At 67.4% G+C, this 22153-nt stretch carries 20 protein-coding genes; 14 read left to right on the top strand and 6 right to left on the bottom strand.

Translation table 11 applies throughout. From position 1 onward, the window contains the following. Positions 1-278 precede the first annotated feature (278 nt). The 5 genes from ACJQWM_RS08140 (at position 279) to ACJQWM_RS08120 (ending at position 8729) form a co-directional block, all read left to right on the top strand. Positions 279-1616, top strand: a complete 1338-nt coding sequence (locus ACJQWM_RS08140; protein ID WP_332702307.1) for a sigma-54-dependent transcriptional regulator — start codon at positions 279-281, stop codon at positions 1614-1616. Further along, positions 1616-1900, top strand: coding sequence for a hypothetical protein (locus ACJQWM_RS08135; protein ID WP_332702305.1), 285 nt, complete (start codon positions 1616-1618; stop codon positions 1898-1900). Before ACJQWM_RS08140 ends, ACJQWM_RS08135 begins: the two co-directional genes overlap by 1 nt. Further along, positions 1897-5196: a PAS domain S-box protein gene (locus tag ACJQWM_RS08130; RefSeq protein WP_332702303.1), complete on the top strand. Its 3300-nt coding sequence runs from the start codon at positions 1897-1899 to the stop codon at positions 5194-5196. The genes ACJQWM_RS08135 and ACJQWM_RS08130 overlap by 4 nt, the downstream gene beginning before the upstream one ends. Before the next feature lie 140 nt (positions 5197-5336). Further along, entirely contained in the window at positions 5337-7448 is a 2112-nt protein-coding gene (locus ACJQWM_RS08125) for a hybrid sensor histidine kinase/response regulator (RefSeq protein WP_332702301.1), read from the top strand. A gap of 150 nt (positions 7449-7598) precedes the next feature. Further along, complete coding sequence (locus ACJQWM_RS08120; RefSeq protein WP_332702299.1) at positions 7599-8729, top strand: ATP-binding protein; 1131 nt, start codon at positions 7599-7601, stop codon at positions 8727-8729. Positions 8730-9155: 426 nt separating this feature from the next. On the opposite strand, the gene ACJQWM_RS08115 is transcribed toward ACJQWM_RS08120, so the two are convergent. From ACJQWM_RS08115 to ACJQWM_RS08105, 3 genes are all read right to left on the bottom strand, one after another. Then, complete coding sequence (locus tag ACJQWM_RS08115) at positions 9156-10103, bottom strand: BON domain-containing protein (protein WP_332702297.1); 948 nt, start codon at positions 10101-10103, stop codon at positions 9156-9158. Positions 10104-10209: 106 nt separating this feature from the next. Continuing rightward, positions 10210-11076 carry an SDR family oxidoreductase gene (locus tag ACJQWM_RS08110; protein ID WP_332702295.1) on the bottom strand — a complete coding sequence of 289 codons (867 nt, stop codon included), beginning with the start codon at positions 11074-11076 and terminating at the stop codon, positions 10210-10212. A gap of 9 nt (positions 11077-11085) precedes the next feature. Further along, a complete protein-coding gene (locus tag ACJQWM_RS08105; RefSeq protein ID WP_332702293.1) occupies positions 11086-11634 on the bottom strand; it encodes a hemerythrin domain-containing protein in 549 nt (182 codons plus the stop codon). Between the two features lie 387 nt (positions 11635-12021). Between ACJQWM_RS08105 and ACJQWM_RS08100 the strand changes: the two genes are divergently transcribed. The 3 genes from ACJQWM_RS08100 to ACJQWM_RS08090 all read left to right on the top strand — a co-directional run bounded on the left by ACJQWM_RS08100 (position 12022) and on the right by ACJQWM_RS08090 (position 13383). Continuing rightward, on the top strand, positions 12022-12390 hold the full coding sequence (locus tag ACJQWM_RS08100) for a hypothetical protein (RefSeq protein WP_332702290.1): 369 nt from the start codon (positions 12022-12024) through the stop codon (positions 12388-12390). Next, complete coding sequence (locus tag ACJQWM_RS08095; RefSeq protein ID WP_332702288.1) at positions 12387-12983, top strand: RES family NAD+ phosphorylase; 597 nt, start codon at positions 12387-12389, stop codon at positions 12981-12983. The genes ACJQWM_RS08100 and ACJQWM_RS08095 overlap by 4 nt, the downstream gene beginning before the upstream one ends. 118 nt (positions 12984-13101) lie before the next feature. Continuing rightward, positions 13102-13383 carry a hypothetical protein gene (locus ACJQWM_RS08090; RefSeq protein ID WP_332702286.1) on the top strand — a complete coding sequence of 94 codons (282 nt, stop codon included), beginning with the start codon at positions 13102-13104 and terminating at the stop codon, positions 13381-13383. Positions 13384-13680: 297 nt separating this feature from the next. On the opposite strand, the gene smpB is transcribed toward ACJQWM_RS08090, so the two are convergent. Next, complete coding sequence (gene smpB / locus ACJQWM_RS08085) at positions 13681-14193, bottom strand: SsrA-binding protein SmpB (RefSeq protein ID WP_332702284.1); 513 nt, start codon at positions 14191-14193, stop codon at positions 13681-13683. Positions 14194-14241: 48 nt separating this feature from the next. Here smpB and ACJQWM_RS08080 point away from each other — a divergent pair, with 48 nt between their 5' ends. Both ACJQWM_RS08080 and ACJQWM_RS08075 read left to right on the top strand, forming a co-directional pair. Then, positions 14242-14673 (top strand): type II toxin-antitoxin system RatA family toxin, encoded by a 432-nt coding sequence (locus ACJQWM_RS08080; protein ID WP_332702282.1) that lies wholly within the window; start codon positions 14242-14244, stop codon positions 14671-14673. Further along, entirely contained in the window at positions 14670-14951 is a 282-nt protein-coding gene (locus ACJQWM_RS08075; RefSeq protein WP_332702280.1) for an RnfH family protein, read from the top strand. Before ACJQWM_RS08080 ends, ACJQWM_RS08075 begins: the two co-directional genes overlap by 4 nt. Positions 14952-15056: 105 nt before the next feature. On the opposite strand, the gene ACJQWM_RS08070 is transcribed toward ACJQWM_RS08075, so the two are convergent. Continuing rightward, entirely contained in the window at positions 15057-15446 is a 390-nt protein-coding gene (locus ACJQWM_RS08070) for an outer membrane protein assembly factor BamE (protein ID WP_332702278.1), read from the bottom strand. Between the two features lie 190 nt (positions 15447-15636). On the opposite strand from ACJQWM_RS08070, the gene fur reads away from it, so the two are divergent. Further along, positions 15637-16038 (top strand): ferric iron uptake transcriptional regulator, encoded by a 402-nt coding sequence (gene fur, locus ACJQWM_RS08065; protein WP_332702276.1) that lies wholly within the window; start codon positions 15637-15639, stop codon positions 16036-16038. A gap of 164 nt (positions 16039-16202) precedes the next feature. On the opposite strand, the gene recN is transcribed toward fur, so the two are convergent. Further along, positions 16203-17888, bottom strand: coding sequence for a DNA repair protein RecN (gene recN / locus ACJQWM_RS08060; RefSeq protein ID WP_332702274.1), 1686 nt, complete (start codon positions 17886-17888; stop codon positions 16203-16205). 168 nt (positions 17889-18056) lie between these two features. Here recN and hrcA point away from each other — a divergent pair, with 168 nt between their 5' ends. From hrcA to dnaK, 3 genes are all read left to right on the top strand, one after another. Next, positions 18057-19109: a heat-inducible transcriptional repressor HrcA gene (gene hrcA, locus ACJQWM_RS08055; RefSeq protein ID WP_332702272.1), complete on the top strand. Its 1053-nt coding sequence runs from the start codon at positions 18057-18059 to the stop codon at positions 19107-19109. 291 nt (positions 19110-19400) lie between these two features. After that, complete coding sequence (gene grpE, locus ACJQWM_RS08050; RefSeq protein ID WP_411300888.1) at positions 19401-19916, top strand: nucleotide exchange factor GrpE; 516 nt, start codon at positions 19401-19403, stop codon at positions 19914-19916. A 238-nt stretch (positions 19917-20154) separates the two neighbouring features. Beyond that, the gene (dnaK, locus tag ACJQWM_RS08045) at positions 20155-22089 is read left to right on the top strand and encodes a molecular chaperone DnaK (protein WP_332702270.1); all 1935 of its coding nucleotides are present in this window, start codon (positions 20155-20157) and stop codon (positions 22087-22089) included. The last annotated feature ends 64 nt before the right edge of the window (positions 22090-22153 follow it).

Genomic DNA, 22153 nt, shown 5'->3' with positions numbered 1-22153 from the left:
GGGGACAGCCCACGTGGGCAGGCCAACATGAGGGGCAGACCAACGTGAGGGCAGGCCAACGTGAGCGGCAGACCGACCCGGCGGGAGTGGCGCAAGAATCGTTCCCGTCAGCAGCCCGGCATGCACTGTCGGGCCCGGCGGCTCGGGCAAAAAGTTCTTCACGGAAGTGCAGCGATTTCACGCGGCCGGAGCGTTTTTCAGCGTTGGCAAAGACACGTTATTAACCCGTCGCCGCCTAGCCTCGCGTACTCGGATGGACACTGATGGGAGGGGATGGAATGCCGCAGCACAGTCCGACTCTGCTGATCGTCGATGACGACCACGACTTCGCACAGGCGGCTGCCGATTTCGCGCGCGCGCGCGGATTCACCCCGTACATGGCGCACAGCCTGGAGCAGTCGCGGCGGTTCACGCATCTGCCGGCCCTCGACCTGATGCTGCTGGACCTGACCTTGCCCGACGGCAGCGGGTTCGACCTGCTGGACGATTTCGACCTGCTCGAGCACGGCCAGATCGCGGTCGTGACCGGCCAGCCGTCGGTCGAGTCAGCCGCCAAGGCCGTATCGCTGCCGGTGGTCGACTACCTGATCAAGCCGCTATGCCCGGAGCAGTTCGAGGCATTGCTGTCGCAGGCTGCGGCACGCGCGCAGACGACCCGGGTGCCGGTGGAACGCGCCGGCATGATCGGCGAATGCGGCGCCATCCAGCGCCTGCACCAGGAACTGGGCCGGGTCGCGCCGACCCAGGTGACGGTGCTGATCTCCGGCGAAAGCGGCACCGGCAAGGAACTGGTCGCGCGTGCGGTGCACGAGCAGAGCGGGCGGCGCGGGCCGTTCGTGGCGGTGAACTGCGGCGCGATTGCGCCGGACCTGCTCGCCAGCCACCTGTTCGGCCACGAACGCGGCAGCTTCACCGGTGCGGCCACCCGGCACGTCGGGTTCTTCGAGCAGGCCAACCGCGGCACCCTGTTTCTCGACGAGATCACCGAGATGCCGCCGTCGCTGCAGGTCTACCTGCTGCGCGTGCTGGAGACCGCAACGGTGACGCGGGTCGGCGGCAGCGAAGGCATCGACACCGACGTGCGCGTGGTCGCGGCGACCAACCGCGAGCCGATGGCCGCGGTCGAGGCCGGCGCACTGCGCGAGGACCTGTTCTACCGGTTGGCCGACTTCCACGTCGAACTGCCGCCACTGCGCTCGCGGGGCCGCGACGTGGTGCTGCTGGCGCAGTTCTTCCTGGACCGGCTCAACGCCCACTACGAGATCGCCAAACGGTTCGCGCCGGGCACCGACCGGGTGCTGCTGCAGCACCGTTGGCCGGGCAACGTGCGCGAGCTGCGCAGCGCGGTCCAGCGAGCGTTCCTGGTCAGCAGCGGGCACGAGGTCAAGGTGACGACGGGTTATCGCCGCAGTGCCCCGGTGCATCATGACGCGACCACGGTCTCGTTCACCGTGGGCACCAGCTATGCCGAGATCGAGCGCGAGATGCTGCTCAAGACGCTGGCCCATTTCGACAACGACCGCACCCGCACCGCCGAGGCGCTGGGCGTCAGCGTGCGCACCATCCACAACCAGTTGGCGCGGTTGCGCGGCAACGCGCCGACGGCGGAGGGCTGATGGTAGATCCGCCGTCGCCTGAGGTGACCGCCTTTACGCAGTGGGTGCACCGGCTGCGTAACGAGGTCAACACCGCGACGATGGCCGCGGCCGCGGCCAGGTCGTTGCTCGACGCGGGGCAGGTCGATCAGGCGCGGGTCAACCTCGATCGCGTGGAGGGTGCCTGCCGCCGCTCGGCGGCACTGTTGAGCGCTCAGCCCGGCTGCGATCGGTCATCCGTCAGCGGCGTTCCGGGCGAGCGGCCCTCCGGCGCCCACCCGGGTAATCAGCCAACGCAGCGATGAACGAACGCGCGGCCGCGTCGTGGTTATGGCTCAGGGACATCGTCGTCGCGCTGATCCTGGTCGCGATCGCCGCGTCGCTGTACGCCTACTACGGCCGCAACGCCGGCGGCGTGCTGCCGATGAGCGTGTGCTACCTGGCGGTGATCGCCGCGGCGGTGCTTGCCGGGCGGCGCGGCGGGTTCGCCGCGATCGTGGCGGTGCTGGCGGTCGCGTGGCTGGTGCCGCAGGCCGGCCTCGACAGCGATCCGCCCTGGATCGTGGTGTTCACCGTGATCGCCAGCCTGGTGGTGCTGCTGATTTCGCAGTCGCGCGAGCAGCGCCGGGTCGCGATCGAGCGGCAGGCGCATCTGGCCACGGTGCTGCGCGGCATCGATGACGGCGTGATCGCGATCGACGACGCCGAACGCGTGCGCTACTTCAATCCCGCGGCCGAGCATCTGCTCGGGGTGTCGGCTCGCCACGCGCAGGGGCGGGCGATCGCCGAACTGGTGCCCGGCCTGCACGCGGCAGCATTCGACCAGCCCGACCCGGATGCAGGCGGCGGGGCGCACCTGGCGACGGTGGTGATCGATGCGCCGTTGCCGGCGATCGGTTCGCTGGCGGTCACCAGCATCCGCCTGCGCAGCTCGTCCAAAGATGCACTGGGGCGGCTGCTGTTCATCCGCCGGCGTTCGGACCAGCACGAGGCTGCCCTGGCGCTGAGCGAACGGAAACTTCGCGCGGTGTTCGAGACCGATCTGTGGGGCATCTGCTTCACCGACCTGCCCGGCCAGCGCTGGCTCGGCAACCGGGCCTTCCGGCGCATGCTGCTGGGCGAGGCCGACCTCGACCAGTCCCTGCACTGGGACCGGCTGCCCGATGCGTCTTCGCCGATGGGGCTGCGCCAGACCCTGCAGCGCACCGGCGTCTACGGCCCGCGCGAAGTGCAGGTGCTGCGGCCCGACGGCAGCACCGCCTGGCTGCTGTTGACCGCCGTGGTCGTGGCCGAGGACGAGGTCGCGCTGCTTGCGGTCGACGTCACCGAGCGCAAGCGCATCGACACCACGCTGCGCACCCAGCGCCTGCTGATGCGTTCGATCATCGACCGCATCCCCGCCTTCATCGGCTACCTCGACCGCGGCCGGCGCTACCGCCTGTTCAACCGCCTGTACGAGGTGTGGTATCCGGGCAAGGACATCCAGGGCGCCAAGCTGGCCGCGGTGCACGAGCCCGAGATGCTCCAGGTCATCGCGCCCTACCTGGACCGGGCGTTCGCGGGCGAGACCGTGCGCTTCCCCGCCACGTTCGACCGCGCCGGCGAGGCCCACCATTTCGATGTGCACTACGTTCCGCACCAGCCCGGCGGTGAGGAGGTCGAGGGCGTGGTGGTGCACGCCCACGAAATCAGCGACCGCATCCGCGCCGCCGAGCAGGTCGCTGCCAGCGAGCGGCGGCTGCGCAGCCTGGTCCTGGCATCGGCGGCGATCGTCTGGCATGCAGACCGCGACGGCAACATGGTCGACGCTTCGGGCTGGGACACGCTGACCGGCCAGTCGCGCGAGGAGTATCGCGGCACCGGCTGGCTCGGTGCGGTGCACCCCGACGACGTCGCACAGGTACGCGGCGCGTGGGAGAGCGCCCGCGCCACCGGCCGCTCGGTGGAGATCGAGTACCGCGCGCGCACCCACGGCAACGTATATCGCCACATGGCGGTGCGTGCGGTGCCGGTGCCCGACGCCAGCGGCGCGACCGTGGAGTGGATCGGCACCATGCGCGACGTGCACGACCGCCGGCTGGTTGAGGGACAGCTGCAGCGCGCCGAGGCCGAACAGCGCGCATTGCTGGAAAACCTGCCGAACATGGTGTGGATGGCCGATCCGGATGGGCGTATCCGCTACCAGAACAAGCTGTGGGACGAATACACCGGCCTGGGCGGCGATACCGGTTGGCAGCAGGTCACCCATCCCGACGACCTGGCGCAGGCCACCGTCGCGTGGGAGTCGGCGATCGCCGGCGGCGAGCCGCTGAACCTGGAGCTGCGGTTCCGCCGCGCCGACGGTCAATACCGCTGGCACATGGTCAAGGGCATTCCCATTTACGGGCTGCAGGAGGAAGGCCCGCGCGACCAGCCGCGCCGGATCCGCAGCTGGTACGGCGCCAGCACCGACATCGAGGACCAGAAGCGCGCGCTGGAAACCCTGGCCGCAGCCCACCAGCGCGTCAGCCAGTTCCTGGCCGTGCTCAGCCATGAGCTGCGCAATCCGCTCTCGGGCGTGACCACCGCCTGTGAACTGCTGACGCGGACCGACATCGATGAGCTGCAGCGCTCGCAGGCGCTCGCCACCATGGGCCGGCAGAGCCGCCACCTGCAGCGCATGGTCGACGACCTGCTCGACACCGCGCGGGTCACCCAGGGCAAGATCGAATTGCGCCGCGAGCCCACCGACCTGATGGTGCTACTGCAGGAAGTGCGGATGGATAACCTGTTGAAGGCCGAGGGCGAGGCGGTGCGGCTGTTGCCGCCGACCGGCCCGTCGCCGTGCTTCGTGCAGGGCGACCACGCCCGTCTGCGGCAGGTGTTCGACAACCTGGTGTCCAACGCGATCAAGGCCAGCGCGGCGGGTCAGGCGGTGCGCATCACGCTGCGCCGCGAGGCCACCCAGGCGCTGGTCGAGGTCGCCGATGAAGGGCAAGGCATCGCCCCGGACGTGCGCGCCAGCCTGTTCGACCCGTTCGTGCAGGCGACCGCGTGGCGCGCGCGAGGCCTCGGGCTCGGCCTCAACATCGTGCAGAAGATCGCGATGCTGCACGGCGGATCGGTCTCGGTGGACAGTGCCGGATTGGGGCGGGGCACGTGCTTCTCGGTGCGGCTGCCGTTGCTCGACAACACACCGGAACCGCAGGCCCCAAGGGCCGCGTCGCGGCCGCGACTGCTCGGCCACGTGCTGATCGTCGACGACGAAGCCGAGAACGCCGAGGCACTGGCGGTGCTGCTGCGGATGGAGGGCTTCACCGTGGACATCGCGACCGATGCCGAGCGTGCGATTTCGATTTGCCGAGCAGCGCCCTGCGACGTCGTGCTGTGCGACCTGGAATTGCCCGGTGCGCTGTCGGGCCATGACGTCGCCGCCGCCCTGCGCGCACAGCCCGATCCCCCGTACCTGATCGCCTACAGCGGCTACGGACAGAATTCGGACCGGCAGCGGACCGCCGAATCCGGTTTCAAGGCGCATGTGGTCAAGCCGGCCTTGCTGGAGGAGATCCTGGCGGTGATCCAGGACGGCCTGCGCCGTAAGCAGGCCAGCGAGGCGCTTTAGGCACCGGACACGCTTGGATCGGTTGAGTTGGTGGGTGTTCAAGTAGCTGTACCAAACCCTTTGCACTTTATCGAGTTTCAACTGCCGATGACACGGCGGTCGGCATGGTGGCTGCGACATTCAGCAAAGGGGGGGTCGCATTGACAAATTACGATGATGGCAACGGCCTCGCCGACCTGATCCCGCACTTGGTATGGATCGCCGACGCCGCCGGCAATCCGGTCTGGTTTAATCGCCGCTGGTACGAGTACACCGGCGCAATCGCGCAAGGCGCCCCTGAGTCCACCACCTGGCATCGCTTCGTGCATCCCGATGCGCTTGACCAGGTCGTGCGTCGCTGGCAGCACGCGCTGGCTACCGGCGAGCCGTATGAAATGGAGTACCCCCTGCGCGGCGCTCACGGAAGCTATCGCACGTTCCTGGCCCGGGCCGTGCCAATCCGTGACGAACGCGGCCGTATCGTGCGCTGGTTCGGCACCAATACCGATCTCGACGAATTCGATCGTTCGCGCGAAGCCCAACTGGACGAGATGCGGCTGCTGGACATCGTCAACTCGACCGGACAGGCGCTGGTGTCGCAGCTCGATCTGCAGACGCTGCTGCAGCAGATCACCGACGCCGCCACCGAGCTCAGCGGCGGGCAGTTCGGCGCGTTCTTCTACAACGTGACCGACGAGCAGGGCGAGTCGTACATGCTCTACACACTCTCGGGCGCCCCGCGGGAGGCCTTCAGCAAATTCGGCCACCCCCGGGCGACGCCGCTGTTCGGCCCAACCTTCCGCGGCGAGGCGCCAATCCGGATCGATGATGTACTGGAAGATCCGCGCTACGGACAGTGGGGCCCGCACCGCGGGATGCCCAAAGGGCACTTGCCCGTGCGCAGCTACCTCGCGGTGCCCGTGGTCTCTCGCGCTGGCGACGTGATCGGCGGCCTGTTCTTCGGCCATCCGGAGGTCGGCGTCTTCAACGAGCGCACCGAGCGGGTGATCACCGGCATCGTGGGGCAGGCGGCGGTCGCGCTGGATAACGCCCGCCTCTACGACGCGGTGAAGCGCGCTGCCGAGGAGCGCGAAAGATTGCTTGCGGCCGAACAGGCAGCGCGCACGGAAGCCGAGCACGCGAGCCGCATGAAGGACGAGTTCCTTGCGACCCTGTCGCATGAGCTGCGAACCCCGCTCAGCGCCATCGTGGGTTGGTCGCACATCCTGCAAACCGGCAACGCCACACCCGAGGATGTCGCGCGCGGGGCGGATGTGATCGGCCGCAACGCACGGGCCCAGGCCAAACTGGTCGAAGACCTGCTCGACATGAGCCGAATCGTGGCAGGCAACGTGAGGCTCGACGTGCAGCCCACGGACCTCACCCCAGTGGCGACGGCGGCCGTGGAAGCGGTCACTCCCGCCGCGGACGCCAAGGGCATCCGCATTCGCAGGATCGTGGATCCGCGCGCCGGCCCGGTGCAGGGCGATCCGCACCGGCTGCAGCAGGTGATCTGGAATCTGCTGTCGAACGCTGTGAAGTTCACCCCCAAGAACGGGGGCGTCGAACTCGTCGTGGCGCGGGTGAATTCGCACGTTGAAATCACCGTGTCAGACAACGGCATGGGGATCGAGCGGGAGTTCCTGCCGTTCGTGTTCGACCGGTTCCGCCAAGCCGACGCCAAGACCACGCGGGCGTTCGGCGGCCTGGGGTTGGGGCTTTCCATCGTGCGCCAGTTGGTCGAGCTGCATGGCGGCACGATCCACGCCGCCAGTTCCGGAGCGGGACAGGGCGCCACGTTCGTCGTCGAGCTCCCGCTCGCGCCCAGCCGGAACTTCAGCGACCAGGCGGAGTCCTCCCAGCTTCCGCTATGCGCGGCCGAGGGAATGAACCTGGAAGGATTGACCGTGCTGGTCGTCGATGACGAAGCCGACGCGCGCGAGCTGCTTCGCCACCTGCTGGAGCAGAGACACGCGAAGGTGGTGACCGCGGACGACGCCGCGAGCGGCCTGGCGCGGCTGGACCACCAGGTACCGGATCTGATCGTCAGCGACATCGGCATGCCGGGGACCGACGGTTACGGCTTTATGCGCGAGGTCCGGCGGCGTCCTGCCGAACGTGGCGGCCGGACGCCGGCCGTGGCCCTGACTGCCTTCGCACGCTCGCAGGATCGTACCCACGCGATCATGGCCGGATACCAGGCGCACGTGGCGAAACCGTTCGAGGCGCAAGAGCTGCTTGCCACGATCGCCAGCCTAGCGGGCCGCCTTTGAGACCGAAATTCGCGCGTGCGCGGTGGTGCGGCTTGTACTCGCGGATGGCACAGATCGCCTACCATTCACTCATTCCACGCCCTTTACGCTGTATTCCTGCAGTTCGTGCCTTCAAAAAAGGGCTGTATTTTTATGAGCAAGGGAGCAGCAATGAGGCTATCCGAGTTTATCCGGCACAACATGGAGCCCATTCTCCAGGAATGGGAAGACTTCGCGCGAACGATCGAGCCCACGACCGGCGTCATGGACGTCGCGGAACTGCGCGATCACGCGGAGGACATGTTGAAGGTGATCTCGGCGGACCTCGCAACCTGGCAAACCGACGAGGAGAGCGTCGAGAAGTCCAAGGGACACGTTCCGCCAACGCCCGGCGACACCGCGGCCGAAATCCACGCCGAGACGCGGTTGAAATGCGGGTTCACCATCGAGCAGCTGATATCGGAGTATCGGGCGCTGCGCGCGAGCGTGCTGCTGCTCTGGTCCGATCAAAACGAGGATGTGGTGCGTTTTCATGCGCGCGATATCACCCGGTTCAACGAAGCGGTCGACCAGGCGCTTGCCGAGTCGGTAAGTCGCTACGCCGCTATGGTCCGGCAGGCTCAGGACATATTCGTAGGCATCCTCGGCCACGATCTGCGCACGCCCTTGCAGTCGGTCAGTCTCGGGGCCGAATATCTCATGCAGTCGCCGGACTCCGATGCCAATCTGATCCAGCTCGGTTCCCGGATGTTCAGGAGCAGCACGAGAATGAGCGAAATGCTCGACAACCTTCTCGACTTCACGAGAAGCCGCATCGGCGGCGGTATATCGATATCGCGCGCTGAGACAAACCTGGCGGCCGTATGCGAGCAGGTGGTCGAAGAGCTTAGCCTGTCCAATCCGGGCCGCACCATCCGCTGCGTGATCGATGGGGATGTCCGTGGAAGATGGGATGCAGGCAGGCTAGGGCAGGTCTATCAGAACCTGATCAACAACGCCCTACAGCATGGAAGCAAGGACGGAGAGGTGTCGGTTGTCACTACTGCGAATCCCCAAGACATCGTGCTGACGGTTCACAACGATGGAGAACCGATAGCACCAGACGAACAGGAGCATATCTTCGATCTGCTCAGCCGCCATGCCAGGCATGCGGCTGGAGACGGCCCCTCGCAGAAGAACCTGGGGCTGGGGTTATACATCACCCGGGAAATCGTGCTTGCGCACCATGGGTCGATCAGTCTCCAGTCCACGCAAACAGCAGGGACCACGTTTACGGTCCGGGTTCCAAAGGACGGCTCCTGACCGGCAGCAGACCACGGAAGCGGGATTTAAGGCGCATGTATCAAGCCGGCCTTGCTGGAGGAGATATTGGTTGTGATACAGGATGGCCTGCGCCAGCGGGCACAGACCGCTTGCTGCAGGAGTGACCCATGGGCGACGACGTAACCCCATCGCGGGCATGGCCCGCTCCTACAAAAGCATGGCCCCGTAGGAGCGCCCCGTGGGCGCGATGTACGGTCGCGACGCAGCCCGATCGCGGGCATGGCCCGCTCCTACAAAGGCATGGCCCCGTAGGAGCGCCCCATGGGCGCGATGCACGGTCGCGACGCAGCCCGATCGCGGGCATGGCCCGCTCCTACAAAGGCATGGCCCCGTAGGAGCGCCCCATGGGCACGATGCACGGTCGCGACGTAGTAGCCCGATCACGCTTCCGCGCGCCGCATCGAATCAATGCGGTTGTTGCGACGATGGGCCTGTCGACGAGGAACCGCTCGACGACGGGCCGCTAGACGAGGAACCACCCGAGGGCGTACCCGCGCCGATGTCCTGCGAGCGCCCGTCGTTGCTGCCCGACGCGCTGCTCTTGACCCGCAGGCGGTTATCGACCTGCTTCACGCCGCTGCAGGCATCGACCAGGTCCTCGGCGCGATGTTTCATCCAGCGCTCGGTCACCGAGCCCTCCAATGTCACCGAACCACTCTGGGCCTTGACCTCGATGTCGCTGGCGTCGATATCGTGGTCATCGGTCAGCCGTTCGCATACGTCCTCGAGAATGCGTTCGTCGGAGCGGGTGTATTGCCGGGGCCCGCGGCCGCGATGGCTCTGGCCCTGCTGCTGCCCGCCGTGCTGCGAGCCGACCGAGCCGTACCCACTGCTGCGGTTGCTGGTGGAACCGTAGTCGCCAAAGCCGCCGACACCCGATCGATCCTGTAGGTGGGCACGTCCGCCCGAACCCTGGCTCTCGCCGCCGTAGCGATCGAAGGACTGGCGGCCACCCAGCCGGTCCTCGCCATAGCGATCCTCGCCATGTTGGCTGTATGCCTGGTTCCTGCCGGACCCCTGCATGCCGGCGCCGGGCATGTCGGAGCCGCCCTGTGCACGCGGGTCGGAACCGCCACCGGCCTGTTGCGACTGCGCGCCCTGCCCGTAACCGCGGTCGTTGGAGTTGCTGTGGCCGTATTCGCGCCCGGAACCGCCGCTCACGTCGTCGATGTCGCGGTCCCAGTCGTTGCCCTGGCTGGCATCCTGGCCGCGCTGCGGGGAGGGGTCGTTCCACTGGTTGCGCCCGCGCGGCTGGTTGGGCGAGCTGCCGTGCATGTGCTGGCTCTGCCGGCCCCCGCGACGCGCGTCCTCCTGTGCATACCGTTGCTCATCACCTTGATCTCGTCGGCCCATCTCGTCTCTCCTGCCGGTTAGCCAGTCGCGACCCGCTTTCGCGCATCGCATGCCCAGATGCATCGCTTCCTCAGCGACGGCCTTGAATTCGGTTCCCAGATATTGATCACGCACTGATGTGTCCTCCGCCATTGATGTGGATGATTTGACCGGTGATGAACGAGGCCTCCTCCGAGGCGAGAAAAACATATGCCGGCCCCAGTTCCGACGGCTGTCCCGCGCGCTTCATCAGCGTGGAGGCGCCGAACTGGGCGACCTTCTCCTTGGGGAAACTCGCCGGAATCAGCGGCGTCCAGATCGGGCCGGGTGCGACCGCGTTGACCCGGATGCCCCGCTCGGCGTAAGCCTGCGCCAGCGAAAACGTGAATGCATGGATCGCGCCCTTGGTCGCGGCGTAATCGAGCAGCGTCTTGTGGCCGCGCACCCCGGTGACCGAGCCGGTGTTGATGATCGCGCCGCCCTCGGGCAGGTGCTCGAGAGCGGCCTTGGCCATGTAGATGTACGCGAAGATGTTGGTCCGGAAGGTTCGCTCGATCTGCTCGGCGGTCAGTTCGCCGGCCGCCTCCACCGGGTGCTGCTCGGCCGCGTTGTTGACCAGGATGTCGAGCCGGCCGAAGGTCTCCACCGTCTTCGCCACCGCCTGCCTGCAGGCATCCTCAACGCCCAGGTCGCCCGGCAGCAGCAGGCATTTCGCGCCCTCGGCCCGGATCAGCCGCTCGGTCTCGCGGGCGTCTTCGGTTTCTTCCAGATAGCCAATCGCCACGTCGGCGCCCTCGCGCGCGAAGTGCACCGCGACGGCGCGCCCGATGCCGCTGTCGCCGCCGGTCACCAGCGCGGACCTGCCCTTGAGCCGGCCACTGCCGAGATAGCTGTCGCGGATGGTTTCCGGGGTCGGCCGCATCGCCGACTGGTCGCCGGGTTGATGGGCTTGCGACTGCGGCGGTTGCTTGTCCGAGGCGGATGGATCGGGCATCAACGGCTCCTATGGGTGCATGGGTCGGGCGGGGGGGTGGGGAGGCCTGACTGCGGCATGCGCGGGCAGCGCGGCGCCCTGCGCGGACACGCCCGGCGCCAGGCCGAAGGCCAGCAGTCGCTGATGGCGGCTATACAGCGCGTCACCCAACGCCTCCAGGTCGATTCCGCAGATCCGTGCCATCGGCAGCAGGTGGGTCTCCTCGCGCTGGACATGACCGGACACGTACTGCTTCAGCACCGACACGCGCGCCCGGCATGGGCGTTGATTTTCATTGTCCTCGAGGATCTGGGCGATGCATTCGTCCAGTGCGGCGTGGTCGCGTTCGGCCTCGTCGATGCTGCGGCCCAGGGCCGGGCCGAAGCGGCGCAGCGCCGGGTAGAGCAGGGCATGTTCGAGTTGTCCGTGCAGGGCCAGGCGGGTCAGCAGCCGCTCCAGCACCTTTGCCGCATCCTCGTCGTTGGCGGTCTGCTCGAATTCCTCGAACAACGCCTCGACCAGCCGGTGATCGGTTTCGATGTAGTCAACAGCGTTCCAGCGCACGATTTGCTGATACACGGCACATCCCCATCTGCTGTCGGCGGAACCGTCCGCCGCTCGCTCCGGTTGCTGCTCCTGGTGGCTGCGCTCGGTCGGGTAACAACAGCCAGACAAAAAACACCCGACGCAGGGCACCCGAGCCAGAGCAACTCGAAATCAAAGCGTCTCCAACACAGGTGCCGCAAAAGGCGTGCCATCGGAGCGGACCGGGTGCAAGCGGCACCGGAGCGGACGTCCGGCAGGCGCACGAATCAAATCTTTCGCCGGCCTGCAAAGTTTTCACGGCGCGCCGGAGACTGCCGGAAGCGGATGCCGATCAGGCGCGCCGACTGGCTGGCACGCACATTGCGAGACTGTGGGTGCGACACGTGTCCTGAGCCAACCGATGCACCACAGGAGATATTGATGAAGCCGCTTGTCTTGAGCCTGGCCGTATTGGTGGTGTTCGCCGCCTGCGATCGACGTGTGGCGCAGGTCGACGAGGACGAGTCCAGGGCCGCCGACAGCACGGTGCTGCCGGCCGCCGAGACACCGGCTCAGGCCGATGCCCGGGTGGAAATGTCGCCGCCGGCCGGTGCGACCGACCAGCGCTGCATGGGCCTGAGCGGCCAGGACCGGATAGATTGCGAGGCGATGTCCGATGCGCTGGACCGGCAGACGCCGCCCGATCCGATGGAGCCGATGAACCCGGCCGACCCGCTCGACCAGACCGACCCGATGGACCCGGCCAATCCGGTGCCTGCCGATACCGACGACGGCACCACTGCGCCATGACTGCACTCCCGCCGGACCGCGGCAAGCAGGAGCAACTGGACCACGCGCTGGAGGACACATTCCCGGCCAGTGATCCGCCAGCGAGTTCGGTGCCGGTCGCCACGGCCGAGACCGACGAATCTAAAGCGGGCCCGCGTGAGCAGTGCGCCGTATACCGGGTCGTCGCCAGGGAACGCGCCGATGCGCCGTTCTCGCTCGCCCAGGCCTACCGCTCCGGACGCTGGACCTCCGCGCACGACAAGGCGGTCTATGCCTCGTTGTCCCCGGCCGGCGCGGTACTGGAGTATCTCGCGCACCTGGAGGGCGAGACCCCGGACGAACTGGTGATGGTGGTTGCCAGCTTGCCGGCCGGCTGCCTGCAGTCGATCGGCCGTGACCTGCCGCAGGACTGGAAGGAGCGGCCATACCGCGGCCATGTGCAGGAAATCGGCGACCGGTGGTGGGCGGACGAGGCGTCGCTGGCGCTCAAGGTCCCCAGTGCGCTGTCCCCGCGCGAGTACAACGTCCTCATCAATCCCCGGCACCCCGACCACGGGCGCCTGGCGGTGCTGTCGCTGGACGCAGTGCACATCGACTCGCGCCTGCGCTACTGATCGTTGTGGGCGTTGCAGTGCAGGCGCCTGCGGCGAACGTGAACGACCACATGCAACTGCGGGATCGCGCGCCCCGTTTTCATTCGTCCCTAACGGCCAAAAGCGCATAAGTATTCCCATGGCCACACTCGAACGACTGAAGGAAAGCCTGGACTCGCTGGAGCGGTTCCTTCCCGCCATGATGTCCACCCAGCCCAACCCGGAAGCGTTCTGGATCACATTCAGCGTGCGCGCCGATCTCATTCGCGAAGGGGCCGGCAGCCACGCCGACTACGTCTGGTCCAGACTGGATGCGATGCTGGCCGGTGCCGGAATGAGCGAGGAGACCCCAAGCCTGCCGGACTATCGGCCACCGATGGGCCGCGCCGAACCCCGCATCGCGCTCACCGAGTCCCTGTAGGAGCGGCTTCAGCCGCGATCCAGTCCCGGACGGAGCTCCACGCAGGCGGGGCTGGCAAAGCCGGCTTTTCGGCTGGCAGCGCCGTGTCCCCCAAACAAGAAGCGCTGGGCTTGGCAGCCCAGCCTACGGTTGTCCGGGGTGGGCGTGGCGCTCCGCGATATCCGCTGACTGACGGACGTTCGCGGGTCGCGGCTGAAGCCGCTCCTACGGGAGAACCGCCAGCCTGCGGGTTGCATGGCGTGGCAGGGCGCTCGGCGATATCTCTATCGGGGCCGTTGTGAAACGTCGCCGGCCGGCTCACGCATTTTTGTTGGCGCGTCGCATCACGCGCTGTTTCTCGCGTGCCCAGTCCCGGTCCTTGTTAGTCTGCCGCTTGTCGTGGGCCTGCTTGCCCTTGGCAAGCGCCAGTTCGATCTTGATCTTGTTGCCTTTCCAGTACAGCGCGGTCGGCACCACGGTGTAGCCGTCGCGTTGGATCCGACCGATCAGGTTGTCGATCTCGCTGCGGTGGAGCAGCAGCTTGCGGGTACGGCGTTCCTCGGTGACCACGTGGGTCGAGGCCGAGATCAGCGGCGTCATCTGCGCGCCGAACAGGAACATCTCGCCGCCGCGGACCACCGCGTAGCTCTCGCCGATGTTGGCGCGCCCGGCGCGGATCGATTTCAGCTCCCAGCCCTGCAGCGCCAGGCCGGCCTCGAAGCGTTCCTCGAGGTGGTAGTCGTGGCGCGCGCGCTTGTTCAGGGCGATCGTGCCGCCGCCGGCACCCTTTCCTTTATCCTTGTCAGCCTTGCCTTTTGCGTTCTTAGCCATCGCACCATTGTCCCTGATCGGGGCGGGTCCGCGATACGGCCGCCTGTTATGCCGACGATCCGACGCTCCGCCCTGGTTGAACACTCCGCTGCGCGCATGTTCGCGCTGGTGAATGATGTCGCGGCGTATCCGCGACGTTTCGAGTGGTGCGATGCCGCGCAGGTGCTGGAGCAGGACGAGCTGCGCATGCGCGCTCGCCTGGACCTCGGCCTCGGCGCGCTGCGCACCTGGTTCACCACCGAGAACACCTTGGCGCCGCCGCACCATATCGACCTGAAGCTGGTCGACGGGCCGTTCCGCAAGCTCAGCGGCCGCTGGCAGTTCCACTCGCTCGACGAGTCCGCCTGCAAGGTGACATTGACGCTGGAGTTCGAGCCGGCGGTGAAGCTGTTCGCGAAGGCATTCACGATCGGGTTCCAGGCCTTGGCCGACCGCATGGTGGACGATTTCGTGCGCGTGGCCGACCACGAGGAAGCATGACCGGACCCATGAGGATCGAGGTGATCCGCGCGTGGCCACAGCGGTCCGAGTCGGTCACGCTGAGCTTGCCGGAAGGTTCGAGCGTGGCCGATGCGGTCGCCGCGGCCGGTCTGGCCGGCGATGCCGGGATCACTGCCTACGCCGTGCACGGCCAGCGAACCGATCCGGCGGCGAGGCTGCGCGATGGCGACCGGGTGGAGCTGCTGCGGCCGCTGCAGGCCGATCCGAAGGATGCGCGGCGGCGCCGGGCGCGCTTGCAAGATTCGAAGCACCGGTAGAGCGGAGCTTGCTCCGCTGCGGCCCTGCCGTATCGCAGCGATAACTGCCTGTGCGACGTTGTATCGTGAATCAGGAGCCGAGCAAGCTCGGCTCTACGGCACTGCTTACCGGCCGCGCGGCGGATCCTTGGCGAGATTGCGGCCGAACTGCCGGACCGACGATTGGGCGATCTGCTCGTCCTGCTCTTGGAAGTACTCGCCTTCCCAGGTCCGGACGGTGTCGCCGTCGAACCACACGGTCAGGTTCTTGACCTCGGTCCGGCCGAGGCGGTCGGTGCGCTGGCTGGCGGTGTAGTCCCAGCGATCGTGATGGAACGGGTCGGCAACCGACGGGGTGCCCAGCAACAATCGCACCTGCTGCTTGCTCATGCCTTCCTGCAACTGGTCGACGTTGGCCTTCTCCAGCAGGTTGCCCTGGTAGATCGGCTGGCGATAGACGATGCCGCAGCCAGCGGTCATCACGGCGACGACAATGAGCAACAGCAGCTTTTGCATGGGTATCCGAGGCAGGTGGAGAACGCGCCGATGATACACTGAAGGTGCAGTCACGCGTCCCGGAAGCGCCTCCGTTCATCCCGTGTTGCCGCATGGTTCCTGCGGTCGATATTGCGGCGAGGGGGCGATGCGAGCCACTGGTGACCTGTAAACGCAGCCCGCAGTAGAGCCCGTAGCACCAGGAGTTGAAATGGAATCCCAGGACCTGCGCAAAGTCGGCCTCAAGGTCACTCACCCGCGGTTGCGCATCCTCGAATTGCTGGAGCAGGCCAAGCCGCGCCACATGACCGCCGAGGACATCTACCGGCTGTTGCTCGACAAGGGCGAGGACATCGGGCTGGCCACGGTGTACCGCGTGCTGACCCAGTTCGAATCGGCCGGCCTGGTGCTCAAGCACAACTTCGAGTCGGGGCAGTCGGTGTACGAGCTCGACCGCGGGCACCACCACGACCACATGGTCGATATCGAGACCGGCAAGATCACCGAATTCGAGAGCGAGGAGATCGAGGTGCTGCAGGCGAAGATCGCCGCCAAGCACGGCTTCGAGATCGAGGACCACTCGCTGGTGCTGTACGTGCGCAAGAAGCGCTGACCTGCGCTGCCATCGTGGCGATGGATGTCGCTGCGCCTGATCCGTCCTGCGGCTACCGACGCGGGACGTTCTTGTAGGAGCGGGCCATGCCCGCGACATGCCCGCGATTGGGAACGACGCGGCGACGTGGATCGCGGGCATGGCCCGCTCCTACAAATACAAAATCAGCTTACGTCGCTGAGCAGGCGCTTGGCCGCGGCCCGCGCCTCGCGGGTGAGTTCCACGCCGCCGAGCATCCGCGCCAGCTCCTCCTGGCGCTGTGGCGCGTCGAGCAGCTGCACCGCGCTCTGGGTGACGCCTTCACTGGCGGCCTTGCTGACCCGGTAGTGCGCATGCCCCTGCGCGGCGACCTGCGCCAGGTGGGTCACGCACAGCACCTGCCGCTTGCTGCCGAGTCCACGCAGTTTCTGCCCGACAATCTCGGCGACGCCGCCGCCGATGCCCGAATCGACCTCGTCGAACACCATCGTCGGCACCGCATCCAGCCCGAGCGCGGCCACCTCGATCGCCAACGAGATGCGTGACAGCTCGCCGCCGGAGGCGACCTTGCGTAGCGGGCGCGGTGGCTGGCCGGGGTTGGCGGCGACCAGGAACTCGACCCGCTCGGCGCCCTGCGGATCCGGGCGGTCGCCATCGATCGATTCGATCTCGATCTCGAAGCGCCCGCCGCCCATACCCAGTTCGGCGATCAGGCCGGTGGTGCTGCCCGACAGGGTCTGTGCAGCCGTGCGCCGGGCGACGCTCAGGATCTCGGCCGCGCTGTGCCAGGCCTGGTGCGCGGCGCTGATTTCGGCATCGAGCTTCTGCAGGCGCAGACCGGCACCGCGCAGGCCCTCCAGTTCGGTGTTCAATGTCTCGCGCTGGGCCGCCAGTTGCTCGGGCTTGACCCGGTGCTTGCGAGCCAGGTCATGGATGCGCCCGAGTCGCTGTTCGATCGTGACCAGCGCCGCGGGGTCCAGGTCGAGGTTGCTGCGCACGCGGTCGAGCAACGCGACGGCTTCGTCGAGCTGGATCGCGGCGGTGTCGAGCATGCCGTCGACATCGCCCAGGCGTGGTTCATGCTCGAGCACGCGCTGCAGGTCGCCGCGCACCTGTTGCAGCGACTTCGACAGCGACGGCCCGTCCTCGCCGCCGAGTCGTGCAAACGCGGCGTCGCAGGCGTCGATCAGGCCGGCGGCATGGGCGTGGCGGCGGTGGTCGGCGTGCAACTGCTCGATCGATTCGGGCTCCAGCGTTTCACGCTCCAGTTCGGCGTACTGGTGCTCCAGCCAGTCGATCCGCTCGGAGACATCGCCTTGAGCTGACAAGCGCTCGCGTTCGCGCAGCAGGCCATTCCAGCGTTGCGCGGCATCGGCGACGGCGGCGCGTTCGCTGTCGGTGCGCCCGAACGCGTCGAGCAAGGCCAACTGGCTGGGCCGCGACAGCAGCGCCTGGTGCTCGTGCTGGCCGTGGATCTCGACCAGCCGCCCGGCCAGCTCGGACAGTTGCCCGACCGTCACCGGGCGTCCGTTGATCCATGCCTTCGAGCCGCCATCGGCGCGGATCACGCGGCGGACCTGGCACAGCGCCCCCTGGCCGGCGTCGTCCTGCTCGTCCAGCTCGTTCTCGCGCAACCAGTCGCGCGCGAACGGCACGTCATCGAGCTTGAAGTCGGCGACCAGTTCGGCGCGCTCGGCACCGTGGCGGACCACGCCGCTGTCCGCGCGCAGGCCCGACAGCAGCCCCAGCGCATCGACCAGCAGCGACTTGCCCGCGCCGGTTTCACCGGAAATCACGGTCAGCCCCGGCCCGAAGCCGAGTTCGGCGGCGCTGACCACGGCAAATTGTTTGAGCGACAGATGGGTAAGCATGCGGCGGCGATTGTGACCGGTGAGCGGGCGAGGGGCCAAGCCCGGCGTTCGAGATGCCCTGTCATGCTGCGCAAAGCCGTCGCCCGGACTGCGACTGGCGCCGCCCGCCGGCCGCAGTCACGCAGCGAGCCGCTTGCGTCTCCTTGCTGCCGGGCTTATATCCACAGCATGAGCCGCAAGCCCGCCGACCCCACCCTCGACCCCCGCGCCCGACAGCTGCTGCGCACGCTGATTGCGCGCTACATCCACAGCGGCGAGCCGGTCGGCTCGCAGACCCTGGCCCGGCATGCGGGCCTGGACGTGAGTCCGGCGACCATCCGCAGCATCCTGGGGGACCTGGAGGAGATCGGGCTGCTCAGCGCCCCGCACGCCTCCGCCGGACGCATCCCGACCGCCCAGGGCTACCGGTTGTTCGTGGATTCGCTGCTGAAGGTGCAGCCGCTGCCGGAGGGCGACATGGCGCGGCTGCGCGACGAGCTCACGGCCGGGTCGGGCACGCAGGCGCTGCTCGGCGGCGCCTCGGAACTGCTGTCGGCGATGACCCGTTTCGTCGGCGTGGTCAGCGTGCCACGGCGCGAGCAGTTCGCGTTCCGGCGGATCGATTTCGTCCCGATCGACGCCCAGCGCGTGCTGGCGATACTGGTGTTCGCCGACAATGAGGTGCAGAACCGCATCATCCAGACCCGCCGCGCGTTCGACGCCGGCGAGCTGGAGCGGGTCGCCAACTACCTCAATACCCATTTCGCCGGACGCTCGGCCGGCGACATACGCATCGCGCTGCTGCATGACCTGAAGTCGGCCCGCAGCGAAATGGAAACGCTGCTGGCGCAGTCGGTCGAACTGGCCGAGCAGGTGCTGATTCCCGGCCACGACGACATGGTGCTGGCCGGCCAGACCCGGCTGATGGGCGTACAGGAGCTGGCCGACCTGGACCGGCTGCGGGAGCTGTTCGAAGCCTTCGCCCGCAAGCGCGAGATCCTGCAGCTGCTCGAACGCACGATCAGCGCGCCGGGTGTGCGCATCTTCATCGGCGAGGAAACCGGGCTGGCGCCGCTGGAGGGCATCTCGCTGGTGACCGCGCCCTATGCCGCCGGCGGCCAGGTGCTGGGCGTGCTCGGGGTCATCGGACCGACCCGCATGGCGTACCAGCGGGTAATCCCGGTGGTGCAGGCCGCGGCCGACGCGCTGGGCGAGGCTCTGGCGCCGGAGCGCTCGGGCTAGGGCGGCTTTGACGCGGATCCAGGAGCGGTTTTGACGCGGATCAACGCGGATCAGAACAGATGAAAAATAGAGATGGCAAGGGGCGCCGGGCGGGCCGAGGACCGGGCCCCGGCTGCCGTCCCTGCGGCGTTGCCCCGACGTTGTTTTGGTCAGACCCGCTCTTATCCGCGTTCGATCCGCGTTGATCCGCGTCAAAAACAGCTCACGCAAGCTTGAAAAGGCCCGACCCGGCCCCATTGCTCGTGCTTGCTACGGACAACGCGCCCAAGCGCGCCAGGATCTGAATCGAGCATGACCACAGAACCCATGAAGGAAGCGGCCGAGCAGGCCGCCGTCGAAAACGAGATGTCCCCGCTGGCCGCGGAGCTCGAAGCCGCCCAGGACGAACTGGCCCGGCTGCGCGCGGATTCGCTGCGCGAGCGGGCCGACCTGGAGAACCAGCGCAAGCGGCTCGAGCGCGAGCGCGACATGGCACGCAAGTTCGCCAACGAGCGCCTGCTGGGGGAGCTGCTGCCGGTCATCGACAGCCTCGAGGCCGGCCTCAACGCCGCCGGAGGCGAGCCCGGCGCACTCCGCGAGGGCATGGAGCTGACCCTGCGCCAGTTGCTCAAGGTGGCCGGGGACAACGGGCTGGTCGCGGTCGATCCCGCCGGGGAGGCGTTCGATCCCGAGCAGCACCAGGCGATGAGCATGGTCGAGAACGCCGAACACGCGCCCGGCCACATCGTGCAGGTCTACCAGAAAGGCTGGCTGCTGAACGACCGCCTGCTGCGCCCCGCGCTGGTGCTGGTGTCAAAGCACGACTGACAGCACCTGCAGGAGCGGCTTCAGCCGCGATCCGGGGGGGCTGGTCGCTCGTGCCGATTGCGGATCGCGGCTGAAGCCGCTCCTACACCAAGGGACGTCCGGGCGGGCGATCCGCCACGCCCCAGGCGGACACAAAGCGGGCACAGATGCTTGAACCCGCAAGCGACGACCCCCAGATAGCGTTCATCGGCGGCACGGCCGCCTTTAATCTTTAAAGATCTCGAGAGGAAGCAACACCATGGGCAAGATCATCGGTATCGATTTGGGCACGACCAACTCGTGCGTCGCGATCATGGAAGGCGGCAAGGCCAAGGTCATCGAGAACGCGGAAGGCGATCGCACCACGCCATCGATCGTCGCGCATACCAAGGACGGCGAGATCCTGGTCGGCGCCTCGGCCAAGCGCCAAGCCGTCACCAATCCAAAGAACACCTTCTACGCGGTGAAGCGCCTGATCGGCCGCAAGTTCACCGACGGCGAAGTGCAGAAGGACCTCGACCTGGTCTCCTACGGCATCGTCGCGCACGACAATGGCGATGCCTGGGTCAAGACCGTCGACGGCAAGGCCATGGCGCCGCAGCAGGTTTCCGCCGAGGTGCTGGCGAAGATGAAGAAGACCGCCGAGGCCTACCTGGGCGAGACGGTCACCGAGGCGGTCATCACCGTGCCGGCCTACTTCAACGACAGCCAGCGACAGGCGACCAAGGACGCCGGCAAGATCGCCGGGCTCGACGTCAAGCGCATCATCAACGAACCCACCGCGGCCGCGCTGGCCTACGGGATGGACAAGAAGGGCGGCGATCGCAAGATCGCGGTCTACGACCTCGGCGGCGGCACCTTCGACGTGTCGATCATCGAGATCGCCTCGATCGACGGCGAGATGCAGGTCGAGGTGCTGGCCACCAACGGCGACACCTTCCTGGGTGGCGAGGACTTCGACAAGCGCGTCATCGACTACCTGGTCGACGAGTTCAACAAGGACCAGGGCATCGACCTGCGCAAGGATCCGCTGGCGCTGCAGCGCCTCAAGGACGCTGCCGAGCGCGCCAAGATCGAGCTCTCGAGCGCGCAGCAGACCGAGGTCAACCTGCCGTACGTGACCGCCGACGCGGCCGGTCCGAAGCACCTGAACATCAAGCTGACCCGCGCCAAGCTCGAATCGCTGGTCGAGGACCTGATCAAGAAGACGATCGAGCCATGCCGCATCGCCCTCAACGATGCCGGCCTGCGCGCCAGCGACATCGCCGAGGTGATCCTGGTCGGCGGCCAGACCCGCATGCCCAAGGTCGGCCAGGCGGTCAGCGAGTTCTTCGGCAAGGAGCCGCGCAAGGACGTCAATCCGGATGAGGCGGTGGCGATTGGCGCCGCGATCCAGGGCGGCGTGCTGGCCGGCGACGTCAAGGACGTGCTGCTGCTGGACGTGACCCCGCTGAGCCTGGGCATCGAAACCCTGGGTGGCGTGTTCACCAAGATCATCGACAAGAACACCACGGTGCCGACCAAGGCCAGCCAGACCTTCTCGACCGCCGAGGACAACCAGTCGGCCGTGACCGTGCACGTGCTGCAGGGTGAGCGCGAACAGGCCCGCTACAACAAGTCGCTGGCGCGCTTCGACCTGGCCGGCATTGATCCGGCGCCGCGCGGCATGCCGCAGGTCGAGGTGTCGTTCGACATCGACGCCAACGGCATCGTGCACGTGACCGCCAAGGACAAGAAGACCGGCAAGGAACAGAAGGTCGAGATCAAGGCCGGCTCGGGCCTGTCGGAGGAGGAGATCCAGAAGATGGTCGCCGACGCCGAGGCCAACCGCGAGGAAGACCTGAAGTTCCACGAACTGGTACAGGCCCGCAACCAGGCCGACGGGCTGATCCACATGGCCCGCAGCACGATCAAGGAGCACGGCGAGAAGCTGCCGGGCGACGCGATCGGCGCCGCCGAGTCGGCCATCGGCGAGCTCGAGACGGCGATGAAGGGTGACGACAAGACCCAGATCGAGGGCAAGTCGAAGGCGCTGGAAGAGGCCTCGCAGGCGTTGTTCGCCGCGGTGTCGGCGCAGCAGCCCGGTCCGGAAGCGGCCGATTCCAATGCCGACGCAGATGCCGGCGCCGGCAAGGCCGCCGACGACGTGGTCGATGCCGAGTTCACCGAGGTCAAGGAAGACGAGAAGAAGTAATAGCCGGGACTCGGGACTCGGGACTCTGGACTCGGCGGACAGCCGCCGGTCCCGTTGCGTTCCG

It is taken from the genome of Novilysobacter longmucuonensis, from assembly GCF_046600735.1.
Taxonomy (GTDB): domain Bacteria; phylum Pseudomonadota; class Gammaproteobacteria; order Xanthomonadales; family Xanthomonadaceae; genus Novilysobacter_A; species Novilysobacter_A longmucuonensis.
The sequence above is the reverse complement of the archived record's forward strand: the minus strand, read 5'-3'. Positions and strand labels throughout refer to the sequence as shown.